Origin of the sequence: Rhizobium sp. CCGE531 (genome assembly GCF_003627795.1) — a bacterium.
Classification (GTDB): domain Bacteria; phylum Pseudomonadota; class Alphaproteobacteria; order Rhizobiales; family Rhizobiaceae; genus Rhizobium.
Genome location: NZ_CP032685.1, coordinates 871378 through 892974 on the forward strand (window position 1 = coordinate 871378; position 21597 = coordinate 892974).

The following is a 21597-nucleotide window of genomic DNA, read 5'->3' on the forward strand; positions in this document are numbered from 1 at the left end:
CATGACGCGCTTTTCCGCCAATCTGGGATTCCTGTGGCAGGAGCTTTCCCTTCCCGATGCGATCCGCGCCGCCAAGGCTGCCGGTTTCGATGCCGTGGAATGCCACTACCCCTATGACACTTCCGCCGAAGCCGTGCGTCAGGCATTGGACGAAACCGGTCTTCCCATGCTTGGCCTCAATACCGCCCGCGGCAATGTCGCGGCTGGCGATAACGGGCTTGCCGCCATTCCGGGGCGCGAGGACGAAGCGCGTGGCGTCATCGATCAGGCGATGGACTATGCGGCCGCCATCGGCGCACGAAACGTGCATGTGATGGCCGGCAAGGCTGCCGGCGACGAGGCTCGAACCACCTTCATCGCCAATCTGCGCTATGCCTGCGAACGCGCCGGCAAAGTGGGAGCGACCGTGCTGATCGAGCCGCTCAACCATCGCGACGCGCCCGGCTACTTCCTGCAGACGGCGGATCAGGCGCTCGAGATCATTGCTGAAGTGGGCGCCGAGAACGTCAAACTGATGTTCGACTGCTATCACATCCAGATCATGCAGGGCGACCTGACCCATAGGCTGCAAGCACATATGCCGGCCATCGGCCACATCCAGATCGCCGCCGTTCCGGACCGGCGCGAACCGGACCATGGGGAGATCGATTACCGTCACCTTCTGCAGTTCCTGGAAACGCTTGGCTATGACAAGCCGATCGGCGCGGAATATCGGCCGGCAACCACGACGGACGCAGGGCTCGCCTGGCTGCAGGCATACAGATGAAACAACGGCCGGCATCCCGGATGCCCGAAGGCCGCCAAAGACATTCACTCGGGAATGATCCCGAAGACTGATACCAGCCTATTGGGAGGAAAAGCCGATATGCATGTTTTGATCTTGGGCGCTGCGGGCATGGTCGGCCGCAAGCTTGTCAACCGCATCGCCGCTGAGCCGAAGGCTCTCGGACAGACCATCGAGCGCTTGACGCTGGTCGATGCCTTCCAGCCACCGGTGCCGGAAGCGCTTGCATCCGTATCGAAGGCCCTGACGATCGACCTTGCGACCGTTGGTGTTGCAGACAAGCTCATCGAAGACCGCCCGGATATGATCTTCCATCTCGCCGCCATCGTCTCCGGCGAAGCCGAAGCCGATTTCGACAAGGGCTATACCGTCAATCTCGACGGCACGCGGGCACTGTTCGAAGCCATTCGCCAACGAGGCCTGAAATCCGCCTATGCCCCGCGCGTCATCTTCGCCTCCTCTATTGCCGTGTTCGGAACCCCCTTCCCCAACGTCATCGGCGACGAATTCCTGACTGCGCCGCTGACGAGCTACGGCACGCAGAAGGCGATCACGGAACTCCTGCTCGCCGATTATTCGCGTCGCGGCATTTTCGATGGCATCGGCATCAGATTGCCGACCATATGCGTGCGCCCCGGCGCTCCGAACAAGGCCGCTTCCGGCTTCTTCTCCAACATCCTGCGCGAACCGCTTGTCGGCAGGCAAGCCATTCTGCCGGTCAGCGATACCGTGCGGCACTGGTTCGCGAGCCCGCGCTCGGCGGTCGGCTTCTTCGTACACGCCGCAACGCTCGACACCGCGAAGGTCGGGCCGCGGCGCAATCTCACCATGCCCGGGCTTTCGGCGCTCGTTTCCGATGAGATCGACGCCCTGCGCCGCGTCGGCGGCGACAAGGCGGTTGCGCTCATCCGCCGGGAGCCCGATCCGGTGATCGAACGCATCGTTTCCGGCTGGGCGACCCAATTCGACGCCAAGCGCGCGAGCAATCTCGGCTTCAAGGCAGAACAGAGCTTTGACGAGATCCTGCGGGCGCATATCGAAGACGAACTCGACGGGAGGGTCGCATGACGGAGGTGTCAGCGCACATGCAGAACGCAATCGCCTTGGTGACAGGCGGCGGCACGGGTATCGGCCGCGCCATCGCCAAGGCACTCGGCTCGGCCGGCTTCAAGGTCGTCATCTCGGGCCGTCGGGCCGACGTTCTGGAAAAAGCCGCCCGCGAGCTCACCGAGGAAACCGGGGCGGAATTTCTTGCCGTTACGGCCGATGTCAGCGACCCCAACTCGGTCCGCAGCCTCTTCGATGCCATTGCCGGCCACTTTGGCCGCCTTGACCTTCTGATCAACAATGCCGGCATGGGCCTGCCGGCCGTGCCGATGGAAGAGCTGAGCTTCGAGCAATGGAGTGCCATTCTCGGCGCGAACCTGACCGGCGCATTCCTCTGCACGCAGCAGGCCTTCCGGCTGATGAAAGCTCAGGTGCCCCAAGGCGGCCGCATCATCAACAATGGCTCGATCTCGGCCACCACGCCACGGCCGCATTCCGCGCCCTATACCGCGACGAAGCACGCGATCACCGGCCTGACAAAATCGACTGCCCTCGATGGCCGTCCTTTCGACATTGCCTGCGGCCAGATCGATATCGGCAATGCCGCCACCGACATGACGGCGCGGATGAGCGCCGGCGTGCTGCAGGCAAATGGCGAGACCGCAGCCGAACCGACGATCTCGGCGGAGCATATCGCACGCGCCGTCGTCTACATGGCCACGCTGCCGCTGGATGCCAACGTTCTCTCCATGACCGTCATGGCAACGAAAATGCCGCTCGTCGGCAGAGGATAACAAGCAATCGGCAGTGTCGAGGGCACGACGCTGCCGATTGTATGGATGGCGTACGCGCTAGATGGCCGGGCGCGCCGAAGGCTTGATTTGCCTTCGTTCGATCAGGCCACCGACACTGAAGATCAGCACCTCGATCTCCGTGTCGATCTTGTCTCCATCAAGCAGCCTGACGACATCGTCAATGCCGGATACCGCCTGGCCGTCGATGGCAAGCAGGTAGTCACCCTCCTGCAAGCCGCCCTTTTCGGCCGGACTATCCTTTTCGACACGGCGCAGACGGACAGCCGTCGAATGCGTGATGCCGGCCTCCAGCGCGACGCGCCGATGCAATTCGACCGTATCGGCGGCAATGCCGATATAGGCACGCCTGACATGGCCGAAGCGCAGGATCTCGGACACAACATGCTTGGCGGTGTTCGAGGCGACCGAAAACGCGATGCTCTGCGCACCCTGGATGACGGCGGTATTGACGCCGATCACCTCGCCGGCGGACGAAACCAGCGGCCCGCCGGAATTGCCGGGGTTAAGAGCAGCATCCGTCTGGATGATGTCTTCCATCAGGCGGCCGCTCGCCGCGCGCATCGACCGGCCAAGCGCCGAGACGATGCCGGCGGTAACCGTCCATTCGAAGCCAAGAGGATTGCCGATGGCAATCGCAATATGCCCGCGCTTCAGCGATTTGGAATCGCCGAGTCTCGCCCAATTGCCCGGCCAGTCATTGGCGCGGATGAGCGCGAGGTCGGTATCCGGATCGCGCCCGAGCACCCTTCCCTCGACGGTTGCCCCTTCCGGGGTCTTGATGCGCACGGTCTTTGCGTCATCGACGACATGATTGTTCGTCACAACGAGGCCATCCGGCGAAATGGCGAAGCCGGAACCATGCCCGGCGCGGCCGCCCAACCGCTCGATCCGGCTGACGGCCGGCCCGACGACGTCGACGGCACTCGATACCGATTGAGAATAGGCATCCAGCAGCCCGGCATCGGATGACGGCTGGATGTCGCGATCAATAAAGCCCATGAAAACTCCTCCGACGCGGACGCGTCGCAACGAGGACCGGCAGCAGCTGTGAAAAGCAGGAGGCTGTCAGTTCGACAGATTGAAACAGTGGCTACTGAAATGAGGAGAGATCAGGCCAAGTTCAAGAGCCGCGCATGGCCGGTGCGTTTCCGAACCGCCCTCTTATCTCAAGCGCCCTGAAACAGTCTGTTGACGGCGGCCATCGCTCGCCGTCCGCCAGGTATTCCGGCCATTGGCTTTAGCCCGATAAAGGGCGCGATCCGCCTCCTGAACCAGAACCTCTCCGTCCTCGCCATTCTCCGGCGCCGCCGAAACGCCGATGCTGATACCGATATCGACCGTCGCGCCCTCGACGCGAAACGAGGATTTGAAGGCAGCAATGCAACCCTTGGCCACATCGGCGATATCGCCCACTTCCCCGATCATCAGGATGGCAAATTCATCGCCGCCCAAGCGCGCAACCATATGGCCTCTGGCCGCACCGCGCAGCCGCTCGGCCACCATCTTGAGAACCTCATCGCCAGCCGCATGCCCGAAAGTGTCATTGACCGGCTTGAACCCATCTAGATCAAGGCAGAAAACAGCGATGCCCTTTCCACAGTTCATCTTCAAGGCTTCATCGAGGGCCTTGTAGAAGCACATCCGGTTCGGCAATCCGGTCAGCATGTCATGTCGTGCCAGTCGATTGGCTTCGGCCTCGGCGAGAATGCGGTCGCTGACATCGGCGATGGTCAGCAGGAGACGACGTTCCAGGCCTTCATGGAGTAGCCGAACGTAAACGAGCACGTGGCGTTCCGTCCCATCGGCCACTCTCTGGCGCCAAACGGTTCTCGCCTCGCAATCGCCTTCGAGTTCGAGAAGCCCATCCGCAAAGCGATCCGCCTCGCTCTCGACATGCATGTCGCACGCCCTCCAGGAGAGCAGTGTCGCTTTTGCGAAGCCATAGAAGTCGATTGCCGCCCGGTTGACCTGAAGGATCTGCAGACTACTGCCATCGCATAGAAGCATCGGCATCGGATTGGCATCGAAAAGCTGGCGCAACCGCTCTTCGCGCTGTTTCAACTCGCTGATGTCTATCCGCATGCCGATGGCGCCGCCGTCGGGCGTGCGCCGATCATCATGTCGAAGCCATCGCCCGTCCTGGAGCTGCTGCTCCTCCTGCGAAACCGGCTGGCGAAATTTTCGCATGCGCTGCTTCAGCCACATATCCTGGTCTTCGACGACCTCGGGCATGCGGCCGCTGGCAAGGCTGATCTTCAAGATCTCTTCGAAAGCGATACCCGGTTTGAGGTGATCGGCGATATCCGGATAGAGCTCGGCGTATTTCTCGTTCCACAGAACGTAGCGATCCCCCGCATCGAAGACGCAAACGGCTTCCGGCAGCATTTCGATCACATATCGAAGGCGCAGATTGGCCTCTCTCGCCGCCACCGCCGCATGGCGGTCTTCGCTCTCCGGCTCGATGAGAACCGCCGTCAGTATCCCATGCGCCGAAGGCCAGGTCATCACGCTCACCCGGCAATCCCGTCGATGGCCAGCGCCTGTGACGATCAATGGCTGCGACGCAGCGGCAGAGAGCGGCCAGTCCGGTATCAAATCCGAAACAGCCAAGTTGCGAGGCGGGCCTGAAAGGGCAAAGAGCTCCCGAGCTCCGGCATTGGCGAAGACGATCGTGCCGACAGCGTCGAGCACGAGTGCCGCCATCGGACACGCTTCCAGGAATGCGACGATTTCCGCGTCCAGCATCTTCTCCCAGTAGGCCTTCAAACTTATCCCCGGGCCTCGACTATAGCAGCCGATGGTAAAGGAATGCCGTAGATCATGGCAAGACGTACCGCGCGGATATACCGGATACGGATGGCATAATGCGCATGACATTCGGAGAGAAGGCCTTCTTCGGTTACATCAAGACGGCATCCCATCCTGTCCACCGGTTCGATTCCTCCCCGCCGATGCCCCCGATGCGCTACGCGCATTGGAGCCCGAGGCGCTGGCTGCTCACGTTCGCCAGATGCATGGCGCAAATTGTTTGCGTATCGGGCCGATGTCGAGCCTTCAGGCTTGTGCGGCATGGAGAGGCCGGTCAAAAGTTCCGCGAGACGTTGCCTGAACGACCTACGCCAACATTTGTGACTGGGCTCATGAAGCAGTTTGCCAAGCTCTGTCACAGCAGGACAGGACAGTGCTCGTGCCGCCGTATAGTGTCGGCGACAGGACGCTTGCCGCATCCCGTCGCAAACTCGTTTTGAGATCGCCTTGGTCACTCGGCTAATTCGAGCCTGTGCACCAGCTGCCCTGGCTGTGGGAAATCTAACTCTAAACAATGCCGTTCCCGCACCGGACCTCGGCTTTATTTCCAATTGCATTTATGCCGAAGGGAGCGATCCGCACCAAAGCCAACCATCATCGTGCCGGCCTTGATGAAAGCAATAGAGCTGGTTGTTGTATACGACCAGCGCCGGTGAGGCCGATATGCCGTATGCGTTGTCAGGGCTTGGAATGAGCCGGTCGTTCGTCCATGTGTTTCCGTCGAAGGTAGCGCCCCAGATCCAGCCGCTACCGCCGCGGCCCTGACGGAGGCAATAAAGTTTGTTCTGGAAGACGGCCAATGCCGGGGAATCGGATACGCCATAGGCATTGCCGGGAGTGGGAATGAGCTGGTCATTCGACCAGGTGCTGCCGTCAAAGGACGCACACCAGACCCAGCCGCTGTTCTCCCTGCCCTGACGGGCGCAATAGAGCTTGCCGTTGTACACGGCAAGCGCCGGTGAGCCCGAAAGGCCGTAGGCACTGTCGGCACTCGGAATCAGCTGATCCGCAGACCATGAGTTACCGTCGAAGGTGGCGCACCATAGCCATCCGCTGTCGCCGCGCCCTTGGTGAACGCAATAGAGCCTGTCATTGAAGACCGCGAGGGCAGGTGAGCCGGAGATTCCATAGGCATCGTCGTTGCTCGGAATGAGCCGGTCATCCGACCATGAATTGCCATCGAACGTGGCACACCAAACCCAGCCGCTGCTGTCCCGGCCTTGACGCACGCAGTAAAGCTTGTCCCGGAAAACGGCCAGGGCCGGCGATCCGGATATTCCGTAGGCGTTATCCTGGTCTTTGATGAGCTCGTCCGCCGACCACGAATTGCCATCGAAAGTGGCGCACCAGACCCAACCGCTGCCGCCTCTTCCCTGGCGTACGCAATACAACTTATTTCTGTAAACCGCCACGGCGGGCGTGTTCGAGAGACCGAAAGCATTGGATGAATCGGGAACCAGGGCATCGATAGCCCAATTGTCTGAACCAATAGGCGCGTTCATGTTTGCATCCTTTCAGGTTTGTCGGATTGTTTCAAAATCTTCCTCGATGGCTCAAGCTGTGCTTGAGTCATAGTTCAATAACTTCAGATGCTTATGTTCAATCTCGTTGGAGTTCGAGATTGGCAATGCGCGATCATCGCGAAGTCGGGCGAGATGGAGACTAGAAAAATTTCCGCGCGCAGTCTGCGTCCATTTTTGATGATACTAAAATTCAATGAGGAAAAGAAAAATAAACGATAAGGTTGAATAATCTAAAAAGTGAAATCGTCCTGTCATGGCGACGCCGCGCGACTCGCGGGGAAAGAGATTCTCGGACGACCTTAAGGCATGTCAGCCCGGCAAACGGCATGGTTTGAGGACGGATGGACGCCCCGCCAACGGTGCCGCAGGGACTATCTGCGTGGCCAGGCCAGCCTGCTCCAATTCACGATATAGAACACCACCGCGATGAACATTCCGGATCCGATCAGGTCGAGCCGATGGTGGCCGAAAAGGAAAAGCCCGAGAAGGGCTAGTCCGATCGCGGATGCGATGAGGAAAAGAGACGGGATCACGCTTATGATGCGGGTTCCCGCCTCGCCTTCGGCCTCGATGCCCCGACCAGTGATGTGACTGTTGGAGCCGGGCGATCTGCTGCCGAGCCTGACGGTGACCTGCCCTCTCCTTGCGCCGATCTTGCCTTTGGTTTTCTTCCCCGACGCCAGAAGCACGAGCATCATCGATATAACCATGCTGCCGAAGGCCCAGGAAAAGACCGGGCATGCCGCCATGGCGGTCGGGTTCGCATAGGTCTGGTAGAGGTGGACGGCGAAGGCGCCCATCCCGATGGTGATGGCAAGAAACAGGGAGCCGACAATCAGGAATGTAATCCTGCCGGATAGTTGCGTTTCGCCCTCCACGTGACCTCCCCATCGATCTTCATCTGCTGAGACCGTCAAAACTAGGGAAGTTCCGGCGATCTTCAAATGCCGAGGCGGTATTTGTCGAGTTTGCCTCAGACGTAGGCAAGACCTTTACGAAGCCACGCCGAGGCATAGTTAGCTGACGTATCGGAGAATGGAGGTATCCATGAGGATTTCGAGATCCGCCTCGGCGATGGTCATCGTCACTCTGTTTGCAGTACCCGTCAAAGCGGCCGGCATTGATTGCGCCAAGCCTAGCTCGACAAGCGATCAGATGATTTGCCAGGACAAATCGCTGCTTGCGCGGGATGAGATAATGGGGGCTCTGTATGCCTCCGCCCTGAAGCACGACGACGCGGACAAGATCCGGGAACGGCAACGGCGCTGGATTACGAAGGTGCAATCCTGCAGCGATGCGGCTTGCATCCGGCAGACCTATGATGACCAGATCGTCCTTCTCCAGGCGACACAGGGCGGGCAAAGCCTGTCGGCGGATTTCGCTTCGAAAAGCGCCGACGGCAATGAGGGCAACCTTGCGATCTTCGGACCCGTCGACGGCCTCGTCGCGGTTTTTCTCACCTCGACCTATGTCGGCCCGGGCGGCGCTGAAGCCGGGGACGTCAATGCCGATGGTATGAACGGTGTCGTTCCGCTAACGAAGGAACACGCCGAGCTTTCCAGAGACAGGTGCAAGGTCGGCCTTGATCGCCTCAACGCAAAGACCTGGCATGTGTCACAGACGGGTGTCTGCAATCTTGCCGACGGCGTGACCTTGCAGGGGACCTACCGCAAACAATGAGGTGATCTGCTTCGCAAGCAGGCATTGCTATCCCTGCCACGGTAATGTGCGGCGGCACGAGGCATCCGTAACAGTTCGCCGCCGGCGAAAGGCTGCCCGCCCCGCTTCGTGCGACAGGCGGCACAGTCGCCAGGCAGAAACGCGCGGCCACTTGAAGAGCTCGACAAAAGGATGGAAAATACCCGCTGGGGCAAACGCCGGCGAATGCGGCCATTTCCCCGTCACGCCACGGCGGCTCGTGACAAGCAACAACGCCAACCGAACGCCGACATAGAAAATCCCCATCCTCTCATGAAGACAATTTCAGGCACGAATCTCGAACAGGCCAAATCGCATAACCGGCGTGTCGTGATCGAGGCCATCCGCACCAACGGGCCGATGTCACGCGCGGCGATCGCCCGCATGACGGCGCTGACCACGCAGACGGTTTCGAACATCGTGGAGGAACTGGCGCGCTCGCACCTGCTGATCCCCATGGAAGCGCAGAGGATCGCCCGCGGCCAGCCGATCATTCCCTATACCATCAATCCAAGCGGCGCCTATTCCATCGGCCTCGAGCTTGGCCGCCAGCGTGCCGCCGGGGTGCTGACGGATCTATCGGGCACGGTCTGCGCCCGCATCGAGCGCCATGTCGACAGGCCGGGGCCGACCGAGGCGATGCCGGTCCTCGCCGGTATCGTTCAAGATCTGCATGAGGCCTTTTCCTTCCCCCGCGACCGGCTGCTTGGCGTGGGCATCGCCCTGCCGGGACGCTATGCCGATGGCGGCGTGACATCGCTCAGTCCGCTCAACCTGCCCGGCTGGCAGGATTTTCCGGTTGCCCGCGAACTGGAACGGCTTATCGATCTGCCCGTGCTCGTCGAAAACGATGCGACGGCCGCGGCGATCGGCGAGCGGCTCTATGGCGTTGCCCGCGGCCTTGGGAGTTTCGTCTATCTCTTCCTGGCGGGTGACGGCGGTATCGGCGCCGGCATGTTCCTCGACGGCCACCTCTACAAGGGCAGCCGCGCCAATGCCGGCGAAATCGGCCACATCATCGTCGAGCCGCATGGCAGGCTCTGCACATGCGGCAAGCGCGGCTGTCTCGATCGCTATATCTCGCCATCCGTCGCCTATGAATGTCTCGGCATAGACGATGCGCAGGAACTGGCGCCCGATGATCTCGATGCGATGATCGCAGCCAATAGTCATGGTCTGGAGATCTGGCTGGAACAGGCCGTGCAGCCGCTTCGCCAGACGATCGATTTTCTCGAGCTTGCCTTCGATCCGCAGACGATCGTGCTTGGCGGCAGCGCGCCGACGTCGCTGATGACGCGGCTTGCCGAGCGCGTGGAGCCGCTGCATGTTCCAGTGAACCCGACGGAGAAGCGGACCATTCCCCGCCTGATGATCGGCGCAACAGGGAAGGATACCGCTATCCTCGGCGCGGCCGCCCTGCCCATCTTCTCGGAAACAAACCCGCAATTCGACGTGCTGCAAAAGCCGCTGACGCATCGCGCCATGATGGGCTGATCAAGCCAGCCGATTTAGCCGCTATCGGCTTTTCTGCAGGCGCGGCCTATATAGGCCGCGCCTGCAGGATTCACGTATCAAATCGTCAGAATTGATAGAAGCCGTAGAGCAGCGGCATGGTTCCGGCCAGCGCCTTGAACCGCTCCCAGGATTTGGCAGAGGGCTTCGTCCAGCCGGTTTCCGCCAGTGCAGAAAGCCGCGGGAAGACCAGACGGTCGAAGACCGCGCGGTCGGTCATCGGCTCCGACCAGATGCAAGCCTGGATGCCGCGAAGCTTTTCCTTCTGTGCGTCCGTCCAGCCGCCGACCGGATCGAAGGTGTAGATCTTCTCCGCGTCGGAATATCCGGCCCAGCTGCCGCCCGGCTCGTCCCAATCGGGGCGCATCGCCATATCGAGATAATAGACCTGGCCCGGGCAGACGACGATTTCATATCCGCGTCCCGCAAGCTCGGCCGCCACTTCGACATTGCGCCAGCTGCAGAGATAGCTCTTGTCCTTGTCGATCCTGTCACCGTGAGCCGCCTCCTCCCAGCCGCCGGTGACGCAGCCCTTCGAGGCGAGAAATGCCTGGATGCGTTCCAGGAATTCGGCCTGCAGGACGGCAGCACCGGAGCCGTGAATATCGTCGGCCCCATGCGTGTTGGTGATGACGTTCAGGCGCTTGGCATGCGCATCCGCAATCTGGTCGCCAGCCAGCTCGCGTAGCTGTGCCAAAGCTTCCGGCGAGCCGGACCAGGCGCCGAGCGGCACTTCGTCGGCACCGATATGGATCGTCTTGAACGGGAAGAGCTCGATCAGTTCGGAGAGGATGGTCTCGGCCACCTCATAGGTCTTCTCGCGGGCCGGATTGATGCAGTTATCCGGAAAACCCTGAACCGAATAATAGCTGCCGATCTCGTCGGGATCACGAAGCTCAGGGATCGCCTGCTGCATGGCATAGCAATGGCCGGGCATGTCGATCTCGGGCAGGATCTCGATGCCGAAGCCTTTGGCGTGAGCGACGATCTCGCGCACGGCCGCCTTGGTGTAGTAACCGCCGGTGCGAGCCGGGCTGGAGCCCAGAAGCGGCGGCAAGGGCAGGCCGTGGCCGCGCCATGCGCCGATCTCCGTCAACGCCGGATAGGCGTCGATCTCGACGCGCCAGGATTCGTCGTCCGACAGGTGCCAGTGGAAGCGGTTGAGCTTGTTCCAGGCAAGCACCGCCATCAGCTTCTTGATTTCGGCCGAGCCGTAGAACTGGCGGGAGACATCGAGATGCAGACCGCGCCAGCCCATCGAGGGCTCGTCGACGATCTCGCCGACGGCCGGGAAATGGAAGGACTGCGGATGCAGGCGCGCGCCGCGCCAGATCTGGCCGATGGTCACAAGGCCATAGACGAAGCCGGTCTGGGCACTTGCCTCGACTATTATCGCCTGCGGCGAGAACGTCAGCTTATAGGCTTCCGGGCCAAGGCCCTCGACGGCCCGCAGCTCGACCGGCACGGCGCCTTCGGCTTCGGAACGTACGAGACCCTCGGCTGCGAAGAGATGTTCGACGAGAGCGGTGAAGCTTGCAGCCGCAGCCTGTGCCTCCGGCGCACTCGCCTTCAGCACAAAGCCTGCCGGCAGCGGTCGCCGCGAAGAGACCGCGACATGGTTCGGCCATGGGATGATCGACAGGGGCACCGGTGGATTGGCCGGCACGGGATAGATCTCGGCCCCGCGCTTCAATGGCGCATTGCTCGACGATGTGCGTGTCGGTTCAGCGGCAAGCGACACGGCGGCTCCATCTGGCAGCGCGAGATAGGCGCTGGTGGCACCGTCGGTCCAGTGGCGGAACGGCCAGCTCAAGGCATGGACCGTGATGGTCCATGTCTCGCCACCAGCCAGCACGAAGCCTTCCGGCGGCTGGAATTCGGTGAAGTTGGAAAGCCGCTTGGTGACCGTCGCACCGTCGACGACGCCGGCCGGATCGACGCGGCCGGGGCCGCTGACGCAAAGCGAGAAGCCGGAAAGCGGCTCCGACGACAGGTTCTTCAGCCGCAGGACATAGGAAAATTCCTTGTCGTCGGTCGGCGGGTTCCAGGTTGTTTCAAGCCGCAGAGCCAGGGATCGCGGTGTGGACATGAGCACTCTCTCTTCCTGAAGGGATCGTTCAAAGCTTGAGCATGCCGGCATAGATGCCGGGTGCGGAATTGGGGATCTGTATCGCGCCGACCGTCTTCTCATAGAATTCCGATGGGCCGACATCGCCGATGACGGTGTACGCATAGCCCATGGCCTTCTGGTCGTTGAGGCAGGCAAAGAGCAGCGCGCGGCCGATGCCGAGGCCGCGAACGCTTTCATCAACGCCGGTCGGGCCGAAGAAACCGCGTGCCGTCGCCTCGTGGCAGGCAAAGCCGACAAGCTCCTGATTGCGCGTGGCGATGAAGCATGTCGGCGGCTGGCGCGTCATCGCCGCCGTCGTCTCGCTTGCCCACCCCTCGCTGAAATGCTTGCCGACCCAGCTCGTGATCAGCCGCAGCTCCGGCGGCAGCGCGCGCCGGATGGTGACGCCCGCTTTCGCCATGCGCTCGGACGATTGCGTGTCGACCGGCAGGGTCGATAGATTGGCCAGGTAATCCAAGGGCAAAATCCTTCTAGTTCGATGCGACGAGCGCACGCATGAAATGATTGGGACCTATCTGCTCGACCACGGTCGAGACCGGCCGGCTGAGCGCGCGGATCTTCTCGGCCTGCTCGAGGAAGCGGGCACTGCCGCCGGTCACGAACCGGCGGCCGCCATCCGGCACCGCCGAAAGCAGAAGCTGAGTGTAGGGGTGCTTCGGATTAGCAAGGACGGCATTGGTCTCGCCCCACTCCACCATCTGGCCGGCAAACATCACCACGATCTCTTCGGCAACGTGGGCTGCCGTTGCGATATCATGGGTGATGTAAAGCATGGCGAGATCATTTTCCCGCTTTACCCGCGCCAGCAGATCCAGAATGTCCTTGCGGATCGACACGTCGAGCATCGAGGTCGGCTCGTCCGCCACCAGCACGCTCGGCGCGACCGCCAGTGCGCGGGCGATATTGACGCGCTGGCGCTGACCGCCTGACAGTTCGTGCGGGAATTTCTGGCGCGTCACCGAGGGATCGAGCCCAACGCTCTCGAGCAGCTTCGATATGTCGTCGTCGCGTTCCGCCTTCGGCTTGTCCTGGCCGTGCAGCTGCAGCGGTCTTGCGATGTGATGATTGATCGTAAAGGCCGGGTTGAGCGACGAGAACGGGTCCTGGAAGACCATCTGGACCTCCTTGCGGTACATCCGCTCGTCCTTGCCCGAACCCCACGCCGTGCGGTCCTGCCCACGGAAGAGGAGCCGTCCGGCCGTCGGCTTGTCGAGCCGGGCGATGATGCGGGCACATGTGGTCTTGCCGCAACCGGATTCGCCGACGAGCGCCAGCGCCTTTCCTGCGAAAAGCGAGAAGGAAACGCCCTTCAACGCATGCACGGAGCCGAAATGGCGCTGGATATCATCCAGCTGGATAACGGGTTCTGCAGTCATAGCCTGTATCTGCGGTTTCATGCGAAAACTCCGGAAGGGTCGGCGCTAGCCGGAAGCTGCGGGATGGCGTTCCAGAGCTTGCGCGTATACTCATGAATGGGCGACCGGCTGACCTGCGCGACATCGCCGACCTCGACCAGCTCGCCCTTCAGCATGACGCCCATGCGGTGGCAAAGCTGCGCCATCAGATGCAGGTCATGGGTGATGAACAGCACCGAGAAACCATAGGTCTGCTGCAGGTCGAGAACCTGTTCCAGTATCTCGCGCTGCACGACGACATCGAGCGCCGTCGTCGGTTCGTCCATGATGATGAGTTCGGGACGCAGCGCCAGGCAGATGGCGATGACGATGCGCTGGCGCATGCCGCCGGAAAACTGGTGCGGGTAATCGCTGACGCGGTGCGGGGGAATGCCCACCAGCTTGAACATCTCTTCGGCACGAACGCGCGATTCCTGGCGCGAGCATCCGGTATGGCGATGCAGGACGTCGTGGAACTGCGCCTCCACCCGCATCAGCGGATTGAGCGAATTCATGGCGCTCTGGAACACCATGCCGATCCGCTTCCAGCGGATCCTCTGCAGCTCACCTTCCGGCATCCTCAGAAGATCCTGCCCATCCAGCCGGATGCTTCCGCCGCTGATCCAAGCAGGCGCCTTCGAGAGCCGCGTGATCGCATAGGCGATCGTGCTCTTGCCGCAGCCGGATTCGCCGGCAAGACCGAAGATCTCGCCGCGGCCGATATTGAAGGATACATCCTTCACGGCCCGGAAGTCGCCCTTGTCGAGCAGATAGTCGATGTCGAGATGTTCGATCTCAAGCAGATTGCCGCTCATTGCTCGGCCCTCATCATGCGATTGCGGGCGCGCGTCAGGCGGAACCAGCGGGTCAAGGCCGGGCCGGAGCGCAATTGCGGATTGGCGATTTCGTCGAAGGTGAAGTTGATCAGCGCGAGACCAAGCCCGGTCAGCGCGATGCCGATGGCCGGCATGCCGATATCCCACCAGGCGCCGACCATGACGGCCGAGGCATTCTGGGCATTGTAGAGCATGGTGCCCCAGGTGACCTTCAGCGGATCGCCGAAGCCGAGATATTCGAGTGTGGTCTGGGCGACGATCGCGTAGATGATGCTGCCGACGAGGTTGATGCCGATGAGCGGCGTCAGGTTCGGCAGGATCTCGACAAAGATGATGCGCCAGGCCGGTTCACCGATCATCTTGGCGGCGGTGACGAAATCGCGGTTGCGCAGCGCCATCGTCTGCGAACGCGTCATGCGCGCACCCCATGGCCAGGACGTCAACGCGATGATGGTCATGATCGTCATCGGGCCGACCGTGCCCGCAAAGGAGGCGAGCAGGATGAGGAGCGGCATGTTGGGTATGACCAGCACGGCGTTGGTCGCAAGATCGAGCGCGGCGTCCGTCTTGCCGCCGGTATAACCGGCGACGAGGCCGATGGCCGTGCCCAGCACCGTAATGGCGATGCCCGTCGCAAAGCCGACGGACAGCGAGCTTCTCGCTCCCCAGACGAATTGCCTATAGACGTCACGGCCCATCTTTGTGGTGCCGAAGACATGCTCGACGGATGGCGGCTGATGCGAGCGGCCGACGCGTGCGCCGGGTTCGCCCGGAGCGATGACCGGGGCGAAGATCGCCATCAGGCACAGAACGGCAACGATGACGAAACCGACAAGCGCCTTTTTCTGACTGAAAATGGATCGCAGCGAAAAGCTCATCGGCCTGCCTCCCTCAATCTTGGATCGACGAGGCCATAGATGATGTCGACAAGGAAATTGGCGCCGAGGGTTGCGAGCGTCATCAGCAGCAATTGCCCCTGGATGACAGGATAGTCGCGCGCCACGCTGGCGGTAAACAGTGTCAGGCCAAGGCCCGGATAGTTGAAGACGATCTCGGTGACGATCGAGCCGCCAAAGACCGCGCCGAGCATCAGCGCCAGGTTGGTCAGGACCGGCAACAGCGCATTGCGCGCGCCATAGCCGAACATGACGGCGAGGTTGCTCAGCCCCTTGGCCCGCCCCATCGTCACGTAATCCTCTCCGAGCACGACGATCATCGACGAGCGCATGGTCGTCTGGAATTCGCCGACCAGGAACGGAGACAGCGTCAGCACCGGCAGGATCGCGTGCATGAACACGCTCCCGAAGAAGGTGAAGTTGAAGCCCGGATCGAGGTTGGGATCATAGGCATATCCCACAGGGAACCAGCGCAGCGACACGGCAAAAGCGAACAGGGTGGTGAGCGCTATGATAACGGGCGGTATCGAGAACAGGATGACGGCAAAGGGCGATACGATCGTATCGAACCGCCCGCCGCGCCTCCAGGCCGCGATGGCGCCGAGCACGACGCCGACGCACAACGAAAAGATGATCGCCGTTACCACAAGGAAGAGGGTCCACAGCGTCGCCCGGCTCAGCACCTGAACCACTGTCTGCGGATAATATTTGACCGAAACGCCAAGATCGAAGGTGGCGAGCCCTTTGAGATAGTCGAGAAACTGCATGATGATCGGCTGATCGATCTCGCCGAAGCGGGCCTTGATCGCCTCGACAGCCGCAGGCGTGGCCCGCGGCCCGAGCTGGGCGATCATGGCGTCGACGGGACTCCCCGGCATAAGCCGGGGAAGAATGAAGTTCACGACGATCGCGAAGGCCAACGCCACCGCATAGACGCCGAGGCGCCGGCTTGAAACACGCATCTCTGCTTCCTTCGCTTTGGCCTTATTGGACCGGCTTCAGACGCAGCAGATGCACGAGACGCATGCGGTTGTTGTCGTGGTTTTCCGGGTTCATCACCGGATCCTTGTCCGTGACCCAACCGGTGAAACGCTTGCTCGAATACTGATACCAGGTCGGGCCGTTGAAGACGGGAACGACCGGGAATTCGTCGGCGATGACAAGCTGAATGTCGTTGAAGATCTTCTTGTGATCGCCATCGGAAGACGACTTCAGATACTGATCGAACAGCGCATCGAGCTTCGGATTGGAGTAACGGGCCGCAGCGACAGTCAGCTTGCCGGCATAGGCCGTCGACAGGCTCTGATAGTAGCCCTGGAACGGGGTAGCGCTATCGGCACGCGAGTTCATGACGACATCGAAGCTGCCATCGAGAAGCTGCTTGCGCCACTGCTCGTATTCGGGCGTGGCGACGGAAGCATTGATACCCACGGCGCGCAGCCCTTCGACGGCGATCTGCACTGCGTCGATCCAGTCGGTCCAGCCATTCGGCACGATGATCGGGAAGGTGATCGGCTTGCCGCTCGGCGTCGTGCGGAAACCGTCGGCACCCTTCTTGTAGCCGGCATCATCGAGGATCTTGTTCGCCTTGTCGGTATCGAAGCCCATGAAGGCGTCCTTATCGCCTTCGGCGGCCTTATCGCGCCAGGATTCGAAACGCGGCGGCAGGCCGCTGGCATGCAGATTGACGACCGGATAGCCGAAACCGGCAATATCGACCATCGATTTGCGGTCCATCGCCAAGCTGAAGGCATGCCGGAAGTTGAGGTCCTTGAAAGCCTCGAGATTGCCTGTATTCGTCGATTTGAAGTTCATCTCGTAGGCAACGGTTTCCGCCGGCGGCTGCCAGTAGCCATTGTGCTTGGGATCGAGCGCAACGAAGGTCTTGTCGATCTGTGGCAGGAACGAGCCGATCCAATCCACAGTGCCCTCAGGCAGCAGCGCCAGCATCTGGTCGTTGCCCGAGATCTGCGGCAAGCGCAGGCAATCGACATGCAGCGAAGCGGCATCCCAATAATTCGGATTGCGGCACTGCTCGTAGATCTGCGGCGTGAAGCGGCGGACCTCGGTCATGGGACCGGATCCGACCGGCTTGTCGTTCTTGAAGGCGACCGGATCGGCAACATCCTTCCAGATATGCTCCGGCACGACGGCAAGGTCGGCCAGGGATTCGGGGAATTGGGAATTCACGGCCTTGAGGTTGATCTTCACCTGCGTCGGCGAAGGTGCCTCGACGGAAGCAACCGTTTGGCCAACGCCCACGATATCTACGGCCGGGTTCTTCAGCATCAGGTCGAGGGTGTATTTCACGTCGGCCGGGGTCAGCGGCTGGCCGTCCGACCACTTCACGCCGGGACGGAGATCATAGGTGATCGACATCAGATCATCCGAGAACTTGTAGCTTGTCGCCAAACGCCAGACGGGCTTGCCGCCGTCATTGGCGTTGAAGATGACCAGCGGCTCATAGATGAAATCCATCGTGCTCTGGCGGCGTCCGGCCAGATCGAACGGATTGAAGTTGCTGACCCAGCTGGTCTGTTCCTCGATGTGCATCGTCAGCACGGATTCAGCTGCCGAGGCGATGCCGGAACCGAAAGCCAGCGAGGCGCCAAGTGCCGCCACTGCCCAAGACGTCCGGCAGAAGAGATTGCGCAGTGTCCTTTTCCTCATTCCCATTTGTCGTTCCCTCTTATTGTTTTCGAGTAGTCAATCAAATTGATTTAATATTGAGTTTTGAGACTCGTCAATCGCTGATTGGAAATCAACAGGGATGGATTGGACGTGATGGGAGACTGCCGCCGATGGGACGGCGATCTCAAACAATGGGGTTTGGGGAAATCGGCGAAGCTTCGCCATCTCATGCCGGCACATGCAGAACCGGCATCACAAGCGCGAAAATCAGGCGCGTTGGAAATCAGTTATCGAGCGACCCCTACCGCAAAGCGGATGGAACAGCCGGATACGCCGATCGGGATGCAAGCGCAGAGCTCACTGCGATCGAAACCGTCAAGCAATTTCCGCTCAGTCGAGCGGCTTGTAAGCCACGACGTCCATCTCAACCTTGACATCGACCATCATCGGCGACTGCACGGTCGAGCGCGCTGGCGGATGGTCGATGAAATGCTTCTCGAATACCGCATTGAAGCTCGAGAAATCGCGGGCATCGTCCAGCCAGACATTGACCTTCACGACATGTTCGAGCGTGCAATCGGCAAGTGCAAGAACATCCTTGATATTGGCGATGACCTGCTCCGTCTGCGTCACGACATTGCCGGTGACGATTTCACCGTTGATGGTCGGCACCTGGCCCGAGACATAAACAAAGTCGCCGGCGCGAACTGCCTTGGCAAAGGGACGGCGCTGGCCACCAGCCTGATTGTCGGCAACATCGAAACGGATCAGCTTGTTCTTGCTCATGATATGTTCGGTCTCTCTTTGTTGCCGGCCGCCATCGCCTCATCATCGTGAGGAGCGACCAGCTTCTTTGGCATCTTCATTATCCACCACGGCGCTTCCACGCCAGATCGTTTTCGTGTCGTTCAGTGGGCATTCTCGGATATTCCGGATTTTTCTCAATTAGAACGTGAAGTTCGAGATTTCAATAACTTATAGTTAAATCAATATGTTATATAAGAATCCGCAAGTACGATTCAGCTCCAACGATGAAAGCTGGCAGACCAGACATCCGATCCAAAGAGCATATCGCGTCCTTTTGTCAGTCCCTGCCCCGATTGCCTTTCCGCCTCTGCGCCTGATAAGACAGGCGCATATTTCGTCATATGATTCACTGACATTCAGGAGGAGTTATCATGGCAGAACTCGCGCAATTGCTTGCGTCTATCCGCATCCCCGATCTGGCTGGAAAACGGGTGTTGATCACCGGTGCTTCGACAGGCATCGGCGCTGCCGTCGCGCTGGCCTTTGCCGCACAGGGCATGAAGGTCGGCCTTCATTTCAATGCGAGCCGCGAACCGGCGGAAAAGCTGGCGGCCGAGATCAAGGCCAGTGGCGGGATAGTCCATCTAATCCAGGGTGATATCTCGCAAGATGGCGAGACCGAACGCGTCGTCAGGGATGCGGCCGAAGCGCTGGGTGGCCTCGATGGGCTGGTCAACAATGCCGGTGGCATGCTGGGGCGGCTTCCCACCACCGACATGACGGATGAGCATTACGACCGGGTGATGAACCTCAACGCCCGCTCCGTGCTCGCGGCAACCCGCGCGGCCCACCCCTATCTCAAGCGACAGGGCGGCTTCATTATTAACACGACCTCGATCGCCGCGCGTAATGGCGGCGGCAACGGCGCGATCCTCTATGCGGCCTCCAAGGGGTTCGTCTCGACGATCACCCACGGCCACGCCAAGGAATTTGTCAACGACAAGATCCGCGTCAATGCGGTCGCACCTGGCGTCATCGCAACGCCCTTCCACGAGCGCTATACCAACGACGAACAGATGGAAATTCAGCGCAAGACGATCCCCATGGGCTTCGTCGGCACGCCGGAGGATTGCGTCGGCGCCTATCTGTTCCTCGCCTCCGCAACGCTCTCCGGCTACATCACCGGCCAGGTCGTCGAGGTCAATGGTGGCCAGCTCATGCCGTGACAATGGCAGCTGATCGACTTTATGCGCCGGACAATGCTAATCTTGCCCGGCGCGGCGGCTCTCTCGTCGCAGAGAATGGAGCGCATGCGAGATGGCAAAGACGCCTCTTCAGGACGGTATGAAGACGTCGGTCGAACTGACGCATCCGGAGCGGGTCTATTGGCCCGATGACGGGGTCAGCAAGCAGGATCTTCTCGATTACTATGCGCGGGCCTGGCGGCGCATGGCCCCTTTCGTCGTCGATCGCCCGCTGGCGTTGCTGCGCTGCCCTGATGGTATCGACGGGCCGCGATTCTTCCAGAAACACGCCTGGAAAGGCATCAATCCGCATATCGCGGAAATTGCCGATCCCGAAGATAAGGATGCCGCAAAGCTTCTGAAGATCGAGGACTTCGATGGCCTGGCTGCTCTCGTTCAATCCGCGGCGCTGGAAATACATCCCTGGGGCACGACCACCGATCACTGGGAAAAACCCGATATGATCATCATGGATCTCGATCCAGGCGAGGATGTCGCCTGGGGCAAGGTCACCGCCGCGGCGAAGGAAATAAAGGAGCGCTTTTCCGCCCAGGGATTGACTTCATTCCTCAAGACCTCGGGCGGCAAGGGCCTGCATGTCGTCGTATCCCTCAAGCCGCAGGCAAACTGGCAGCAGGTCAAGGAGGCTGCCGAGACGATGGCGCATGCGATGAGCGCCGATAGCCCTGAGGCGTATTTGTCGGTCGCCAGCAAGGCGAAGCGGACAGGCCACATCTTTATCGATTACCTGCGCAACGGCCGTGGCAATACCGCCGTTGCCCCTTATTCGACGCGCGCAAGAAAGGGTGCCGCGGTTTCCATGCCGATCAGCTGGGAGGAATTGGACGGCAAGATCGGTCCGGCTTCCTTCACCATCGGAAACGCAGCCTCACGTTTGAACCAATCGAGCACCGATCCCTGGGCCGACTTTTTCGCGGCAGCATCGCCGCTCAAAGTCTGACGCTATAGAAGAAACGGGACCAGTGCCGGCGTGCTGGCCTTGTAATCGGCGTAGGTCGAACCGAAAGTCTCGCTCATCCAACTTTCCTCGATGGATACGCGACGCAATACGGCATAAAGCACCGCGACGATCGCAAGGACGGCGGCAATATCGCCGCGAGCAATTGCCGAGCCGACAATGGCGAGCATCAGACCGGAATAGATCGGATGGCGGACAAGCGCATAGGGGCCGGAACGGATCAGCGCGTGATCTTCCTTGAGGGTGATTACGCCGCTCCAGTTGCGGCCGATGTGGTAGCGAGCCCATACGGCGAAAAGCAGTCCGATGACGGTCAAAGCCGCGCCGATCGTATAGAACGCCAGATCATGCGGGATGATGCGAAACCGCAAGGCCCCCAGCCACGAAGGATTGGCGGCCAGAAGGAAGGCGCCGATCCAGATCGGCGCGGTATTGCCGAGCCGCGACAGCGAGTCTTCCTGCCGCACGGTTTTCTTGGCCCCGAAGGACGCAAAGAGCCAGATCAGCAGCCAGATGATCCAGCACGCGGGAATGAATTGATAGAGGAGCATC

20 protein-coding genes are annotated in these 21597 nt (G+C 60.7%); 7 read left to right on the forward strand and 13 right to left on the reverse strand.

What is annotated here, in order from left to right:
- The first annotated feature begins 1 nt into the window (after position 1).
- From CCGE531_RS23495 to CCGE531_RS23505, 3 genes are all read left to right on the forward strand, one after another.
- Positions 2-766 carry a TIM barrel protein gene (locus CCGE531_RS23495; protein ID WP_120668270.1) on the forward strand — a complete coding sequence of 255 codons (765 nt, stop codon included), beginning with the start codon at positions 2-4 and terminating at the stop codon, positions 764-766.
- 99 nt (positions 767-865) lie between these two features.
- Positions 866-1852, forward strand: coding sequence for a D-erythronate dehydrogenase (gene denD, locus CCGE531_RS23500; RefSeq protein WP_120668272.1), 987 nt, complete (start codon positions 866-868; stop codon positions 1850-1852).
- Positions 1849-2625: an SDR family oxidoreductase gene (locus CCGE531_RS23505; RefSeq protein WP_120668274.1), complete on the forward strand. Its 777-nt coding sequence runs from the start codon at positions 1849-1851 to the stop codon at positions 2623-2625. Before denD ends, CCGE531_RS23505 begins: the two co-directional genes overlap by 4 nt.
- Positions 2626-2682: 57 nt before the next feature.
- Here CCGE531_RS23505 and CCGE531_RS23510 read toward each other — a convergent pair whose 3' ends face one another.
- The 4 genes from CCGE531_RS23510 to CCGE531_RS23525 form a co-directional block, all read right to left on the reverse strand.
- Positions 2683-3645 carry a trypsin-like peptidase domain-containing protein gene (locus CCGE531_RS23510; RefSeq protein WP_120668276.1) on the reverse strand — a complete coding sequence of 321 codons (963 nt, stop codon included), beginning with the start codon at positions 3643-3645 and terminating at the stop codon, positions 2683-2685.
- 162 nt (positions 3646-3807) lie between these two features.
- A complete protein-coding gene (locus tag CCGE531_RS23515) occupies positions 3808-5391 on the reverse strand; it encodes a diguanylate cyclase (protein ID WP_245459277.1) in 1584 nt (527 codons plus the stop codon).
- A gap of 620 nt (positions 5392-6011) precedes the next feature.
- On the reverse strand, positions 6012-6956 hold the full coding sequence (locus CCGE531_RS23520) for a sialidase family protein (RefSeq protein WP_120668278.1): 945 nt from the start codon (positions 6954-6956) through the stop codon (positions 6012-6014).
- A 392-nt stretch (positions 6957-7348) separates the two neighbouring features.
- Positions 7349-7855 (reverse strand): hypothetical protein, encoded by a 507-nt coding sequence (locus tag CCGE531_RS23525; RefSeq protein ID WP_120668280.1) that lies wholly within the window; start codon positions 7853-7855, stop codon positions 7349-7351.
- A gap of 169 nt (positions 7856-8024) precedes the next feature.
- Here CCGE531_RS23525 and CCGE531_RS23530 point away from each other — a divergent pair, with 169 nt between their 5' ends.
- Together CCGE531_RS23530 and CCGE531_RS23535 are read left to right on the forward strand one after the other, a co-directional pair.
- The gene (locus tag CCGE531_RS23530; protein ID WP_120668282.1) at positions 8025-8657 is read left to right on the forward strand and encodes a hypothetical protein; all 633 of its coding nucleotides are present in this window, start codon (positions 8025-8027) and stop codon (positions 8655-8657) included.
- A gap of 291 nt (positions 8658-8948) precedes the next feature.
- On the forward strand, positions 8949-10169 hold the full coding sequence (locus CCGE531_RS23535) for an ROK family transcriptional regulator (protein WP_120668284.1): 1221 nt from the start codon (positions 8949-8951) through the stop codon (positions 10167-10169).
- An 85-nt stretch (positions 10170-10254) separates the two neighbouring features.
- Here CCGE531_RS23535 and CCGE531_RS23540 read toward each other — a convergent pair whose 3' ends face one another.
- From CCGE531_RS23540 to CCGE531_RS23575, 8 genes are all read right to left on the reverse strand, one after another.
- On the reverse strand, positions 10255-12276 hold the full coding sequence (locus tag CCGE531_RS23540) for a beta-N-acetylhexosaminidase (RefSeq protein ID WP_120668286.1): 2022 nt from the start codon (positions 12274-12276) through the stop codon (positions 10255-10257).
- Between the two features lie 28 nt (positions 12277-12304).
- Positions 12305-12775 (reverse strand): GNAT family N-acetyltransferase, encoded by a 471-nt coding sequence (locus tag CCGE531_RS23545; RefSeq protein ID WP_120668288.1) that lies wholly within the window; start codon positions 12773-12775, stop codon positions 12305-12307.
- A gap of 13 nt (positions 12776-12788) precedes the next feature.
- The gene (locus CCGE531_RS23550; RefSeq protein WP_120668290.1) at positions 12789-13715 is read right to left on the reverse strand and encodes an ABC transporter ATP-binding protein; all 927 of its coding nucleotides are present in this window, start codon (positions 13713-13715) and stop codon (positions 12789-12791) included.
- Positions 13712-14527 carry an ABC transporter ATP-binding protein gene (locus CCGE531_RS23555; RefSeq protein ID WP_120668292.1) on the reverse strand — a complete coding sequence of 272 codons (816 nt, stop codon included), beginning with the start codon at positions 14525-14527 and terminating at the stop codon, positions 13712-13714. Before CCGE531_RS23555 ends, CCGE531_RS23550 begins: the two co-directional genes overlap by 4 nt.
- Complete coding sequence (locus CCGE531_RS23560) at positions 14524-15426, reverse strand: ABC transporter permease (protein WP_120668294.1); 903 nt, start codon at positions 15424-15426, stop codon at positions 14524-14526. Before CCGE531_RS23560 ends, CCGE531_RS23555 begins: the two co-directional genes overlap by 4 nt.
- Positions 15423-16406 (reverse strand): ABC transporter permease, encoded by a 984-nt coding sequence (locus tag CCGE531_RS23565; RefSeq protein ID WP_120668296.1) that lies wholly within the window; start codon positions 16404-16406, stop codon positions 15423-15425. Before CCGE531_RS23565 ends, CCGE531_RS23560 begins: the two co-directional genes overlap by 4 nt.
- A 22-nt stretch (positions 16407-16428) precedes the next feature.
- Positions 16429-18120 (reverse strand): ABC transporter substrate-binding protein, encoded by a 1692-nt coding sequence (locus CCGE531_RS23570; RefSeq protein ID WP_120668298.1) that lies wholly within the window; start codon positions 18118-18120, stop codon positions 16429-16431.
- Between the two features lie 345 nt (positions 18121-18465).
- Positions 18466-18861 carry a RidA family protein gene (locus CCGE531_RS23575; protein WP_120668300.1) on the reverse strand — a complete coding sequence of 132 codons (396 nt, stop codon included), beginning with the start codon at positions 18859-18861 and terminating at the stop codon, positions 18466-18468.
- A gap of 392 nt (positions 18862-19253) precedes the next feature.
- On the opposite strand from CCGE531_RS23575, the gene CCGE531_RS23580 reads away from it, so the two are divergent.
- Together CCGE531_RS23580 and ligD are read left to right on the forward strand one after the other, a co-directional pair.
- A complete protein-coding gene (locus CCGE531_RS23580; RefSeq protein ID WP_120668302.1) occupies positions 19254-20048 on the forward strand; it encodes an SDR family oxidoreductase in 795 nt (264 codons plus the stop codon).
- Positions 20049-20139: 91 nt separating this feature from the next.
- Positions 20140-21027: a non-homologous end-joining DNA ligase gene (gene ligD / locus CCGE531_RS23585; RefSeq protein WP_120668304.1), complete on the forward strand. Its 888-nt coding sequence runs from the start codon at positions 20140-20142 to the stop codon at positions 21025-21027.
- 2 nt (positions 21028-21029) lie between these two features.
- On the opposite strand, the gene CCGE531_RS23590 is transcribed toward ligD, so the two are convergent.
- The gene (locus CCGE531_RS23590) at positions 21030-21596 is read right to left on the reverse strand and encodes an isoprenylcysteine carboxylmethyltransferase family protein (protein WP_120668306.1); all 567 of its coding nucleotides are present in this window, start codon (positions 21594-21596) and stop codon (positions 21030-21032) included.
- Position 21597 lies beyond the last annotated feature (1 nt).

Bases quoted from the DNA above. Each gene is read 5' to 3' on its own strand.
- CCGE531_RS23495 (WP_120668270.1), top strand. From the start codon at position 2: ATGACGCGCTTTTCCGCCAATCTGGGATTCCTGTGGCAGGAGCTTTCC.
- denD (WP_120668272.1), top strand. From the start codon at position 866: ATGCATGTTTTGATCTTGGGCGCTGCGGGCATGGTCGGCCGCAAGCTT.
- CCGE531_RS23505 (WP_120668274.1), top strand. From the start codon at position 1,849: ATGACGGAGGTGTCAGCGCACATGCAGAACGCAATCGCCTTGGTGACA.
- CCGE531_RS23510 (WP_120668276.1), bottom strand. From the start codon at position 3,645: ATGGGCTTTATTGATCGCGACATCCAGCCGTCATCCGATGCCGGGCTG.
- CCGE531_RS23515 (WP_245459277.1), bottom strand. From the start codon at position 5,391: ATGCTGGACGCGGAAATCGTCGCATTCCTGGAAGCGTGTCCGATGGCG.
- CCGE531_RS23520 (WP_120668278.1), bottom strand. From the start codon at position 6,956: ATGAACGCGCCTATTGGTTCAGACAATTGGGCTATCGATGCCCTGGTT.
- CCGE531_RS23530 (WP_120668282.1), top strand. From the start codon at position 8,025: ATGAGGATTTCGAGATCCGCCTCGGCGATGGTCATCGTCACTCTGTTT.
- CCGE531_RS23535 (WP_120668284.1), top strand. From the start codon at position 8,949: ATGAAGACAATTTCAGGCACGAATCTCGAACAGGCCAAATCGCATAAC.
- CCGE531_RS23540 (WP_120668286.1), bottom strand. From the start codon at position 12,276: ATGTCCACACCGCGATCCCTGGCTCTGCGGCTTGAAACAACCTGGAAC.
- CCGE531_RS23550 (WP_120668290.1), bottom strand. From the start codon at position 13,715: ATGAAACCGCAGATACAGGCTATGACTGCAGAACCCGTTATCCAGCTG.
- CCGE531_RS23555 (WP_120668292.1), bottom strand. From the start codon at position 14,527: ATGAGCGGCAATCTGCTTGAGATCGAACATCTCGACATCGACTATCTG.
- CCGE531_RS23560 (WP_120668294.1), bottom strand. From the start codon at position 15,426: ATGAGCTTTTCGCTGCGATCCATTTTCAGTCAGAAAAAGGCGCTTGTC.
- CCGE531_RS23565 (WP_120668296.1), bottom strand. From the start codon at position 16,406: ATGCGTGTTTCAAGCCGGCGCCTCGGCGTCTATGCGGTGGCGTTGGCC.
- CCGE531_RS23570 (WP_120668298.1), bottom strand. From the start codon at position 18,120: ATGGGAATGAGGAAAAGGACACTGCGCAATCTCTTCTGCCGGACGTCT.
- CCGE531_RS23575 (WP_120668300.1), bottom strand. From the start codon at position 18,861: ATGAGCAAGAACAAGCTGATCCGTTTCGATGTTGCCGACAATCAGGCT.
- CCGE531_RS23580 (WP_120668302.1), top strand. From the start codon at position 19,254: ATGGCAGAACTCGCGCAATTGCTTGCGTCTATCCGCATCCCCGATCTG.
- ligD (WP_120668304.1), top strand. From the start codon at position 20,140: ATGGCAAAGACGCCTCTTCAGGACGGTATGAAGACGTCGGTCGAACTG.
- CCGE531_RS23590 (WP_120668306.1), bottom strand. From the start codon at position 21,596: ATGCTCCTCTATCAATTCATTCCCGCGTGCTGGATCATCTGGCTGCTG.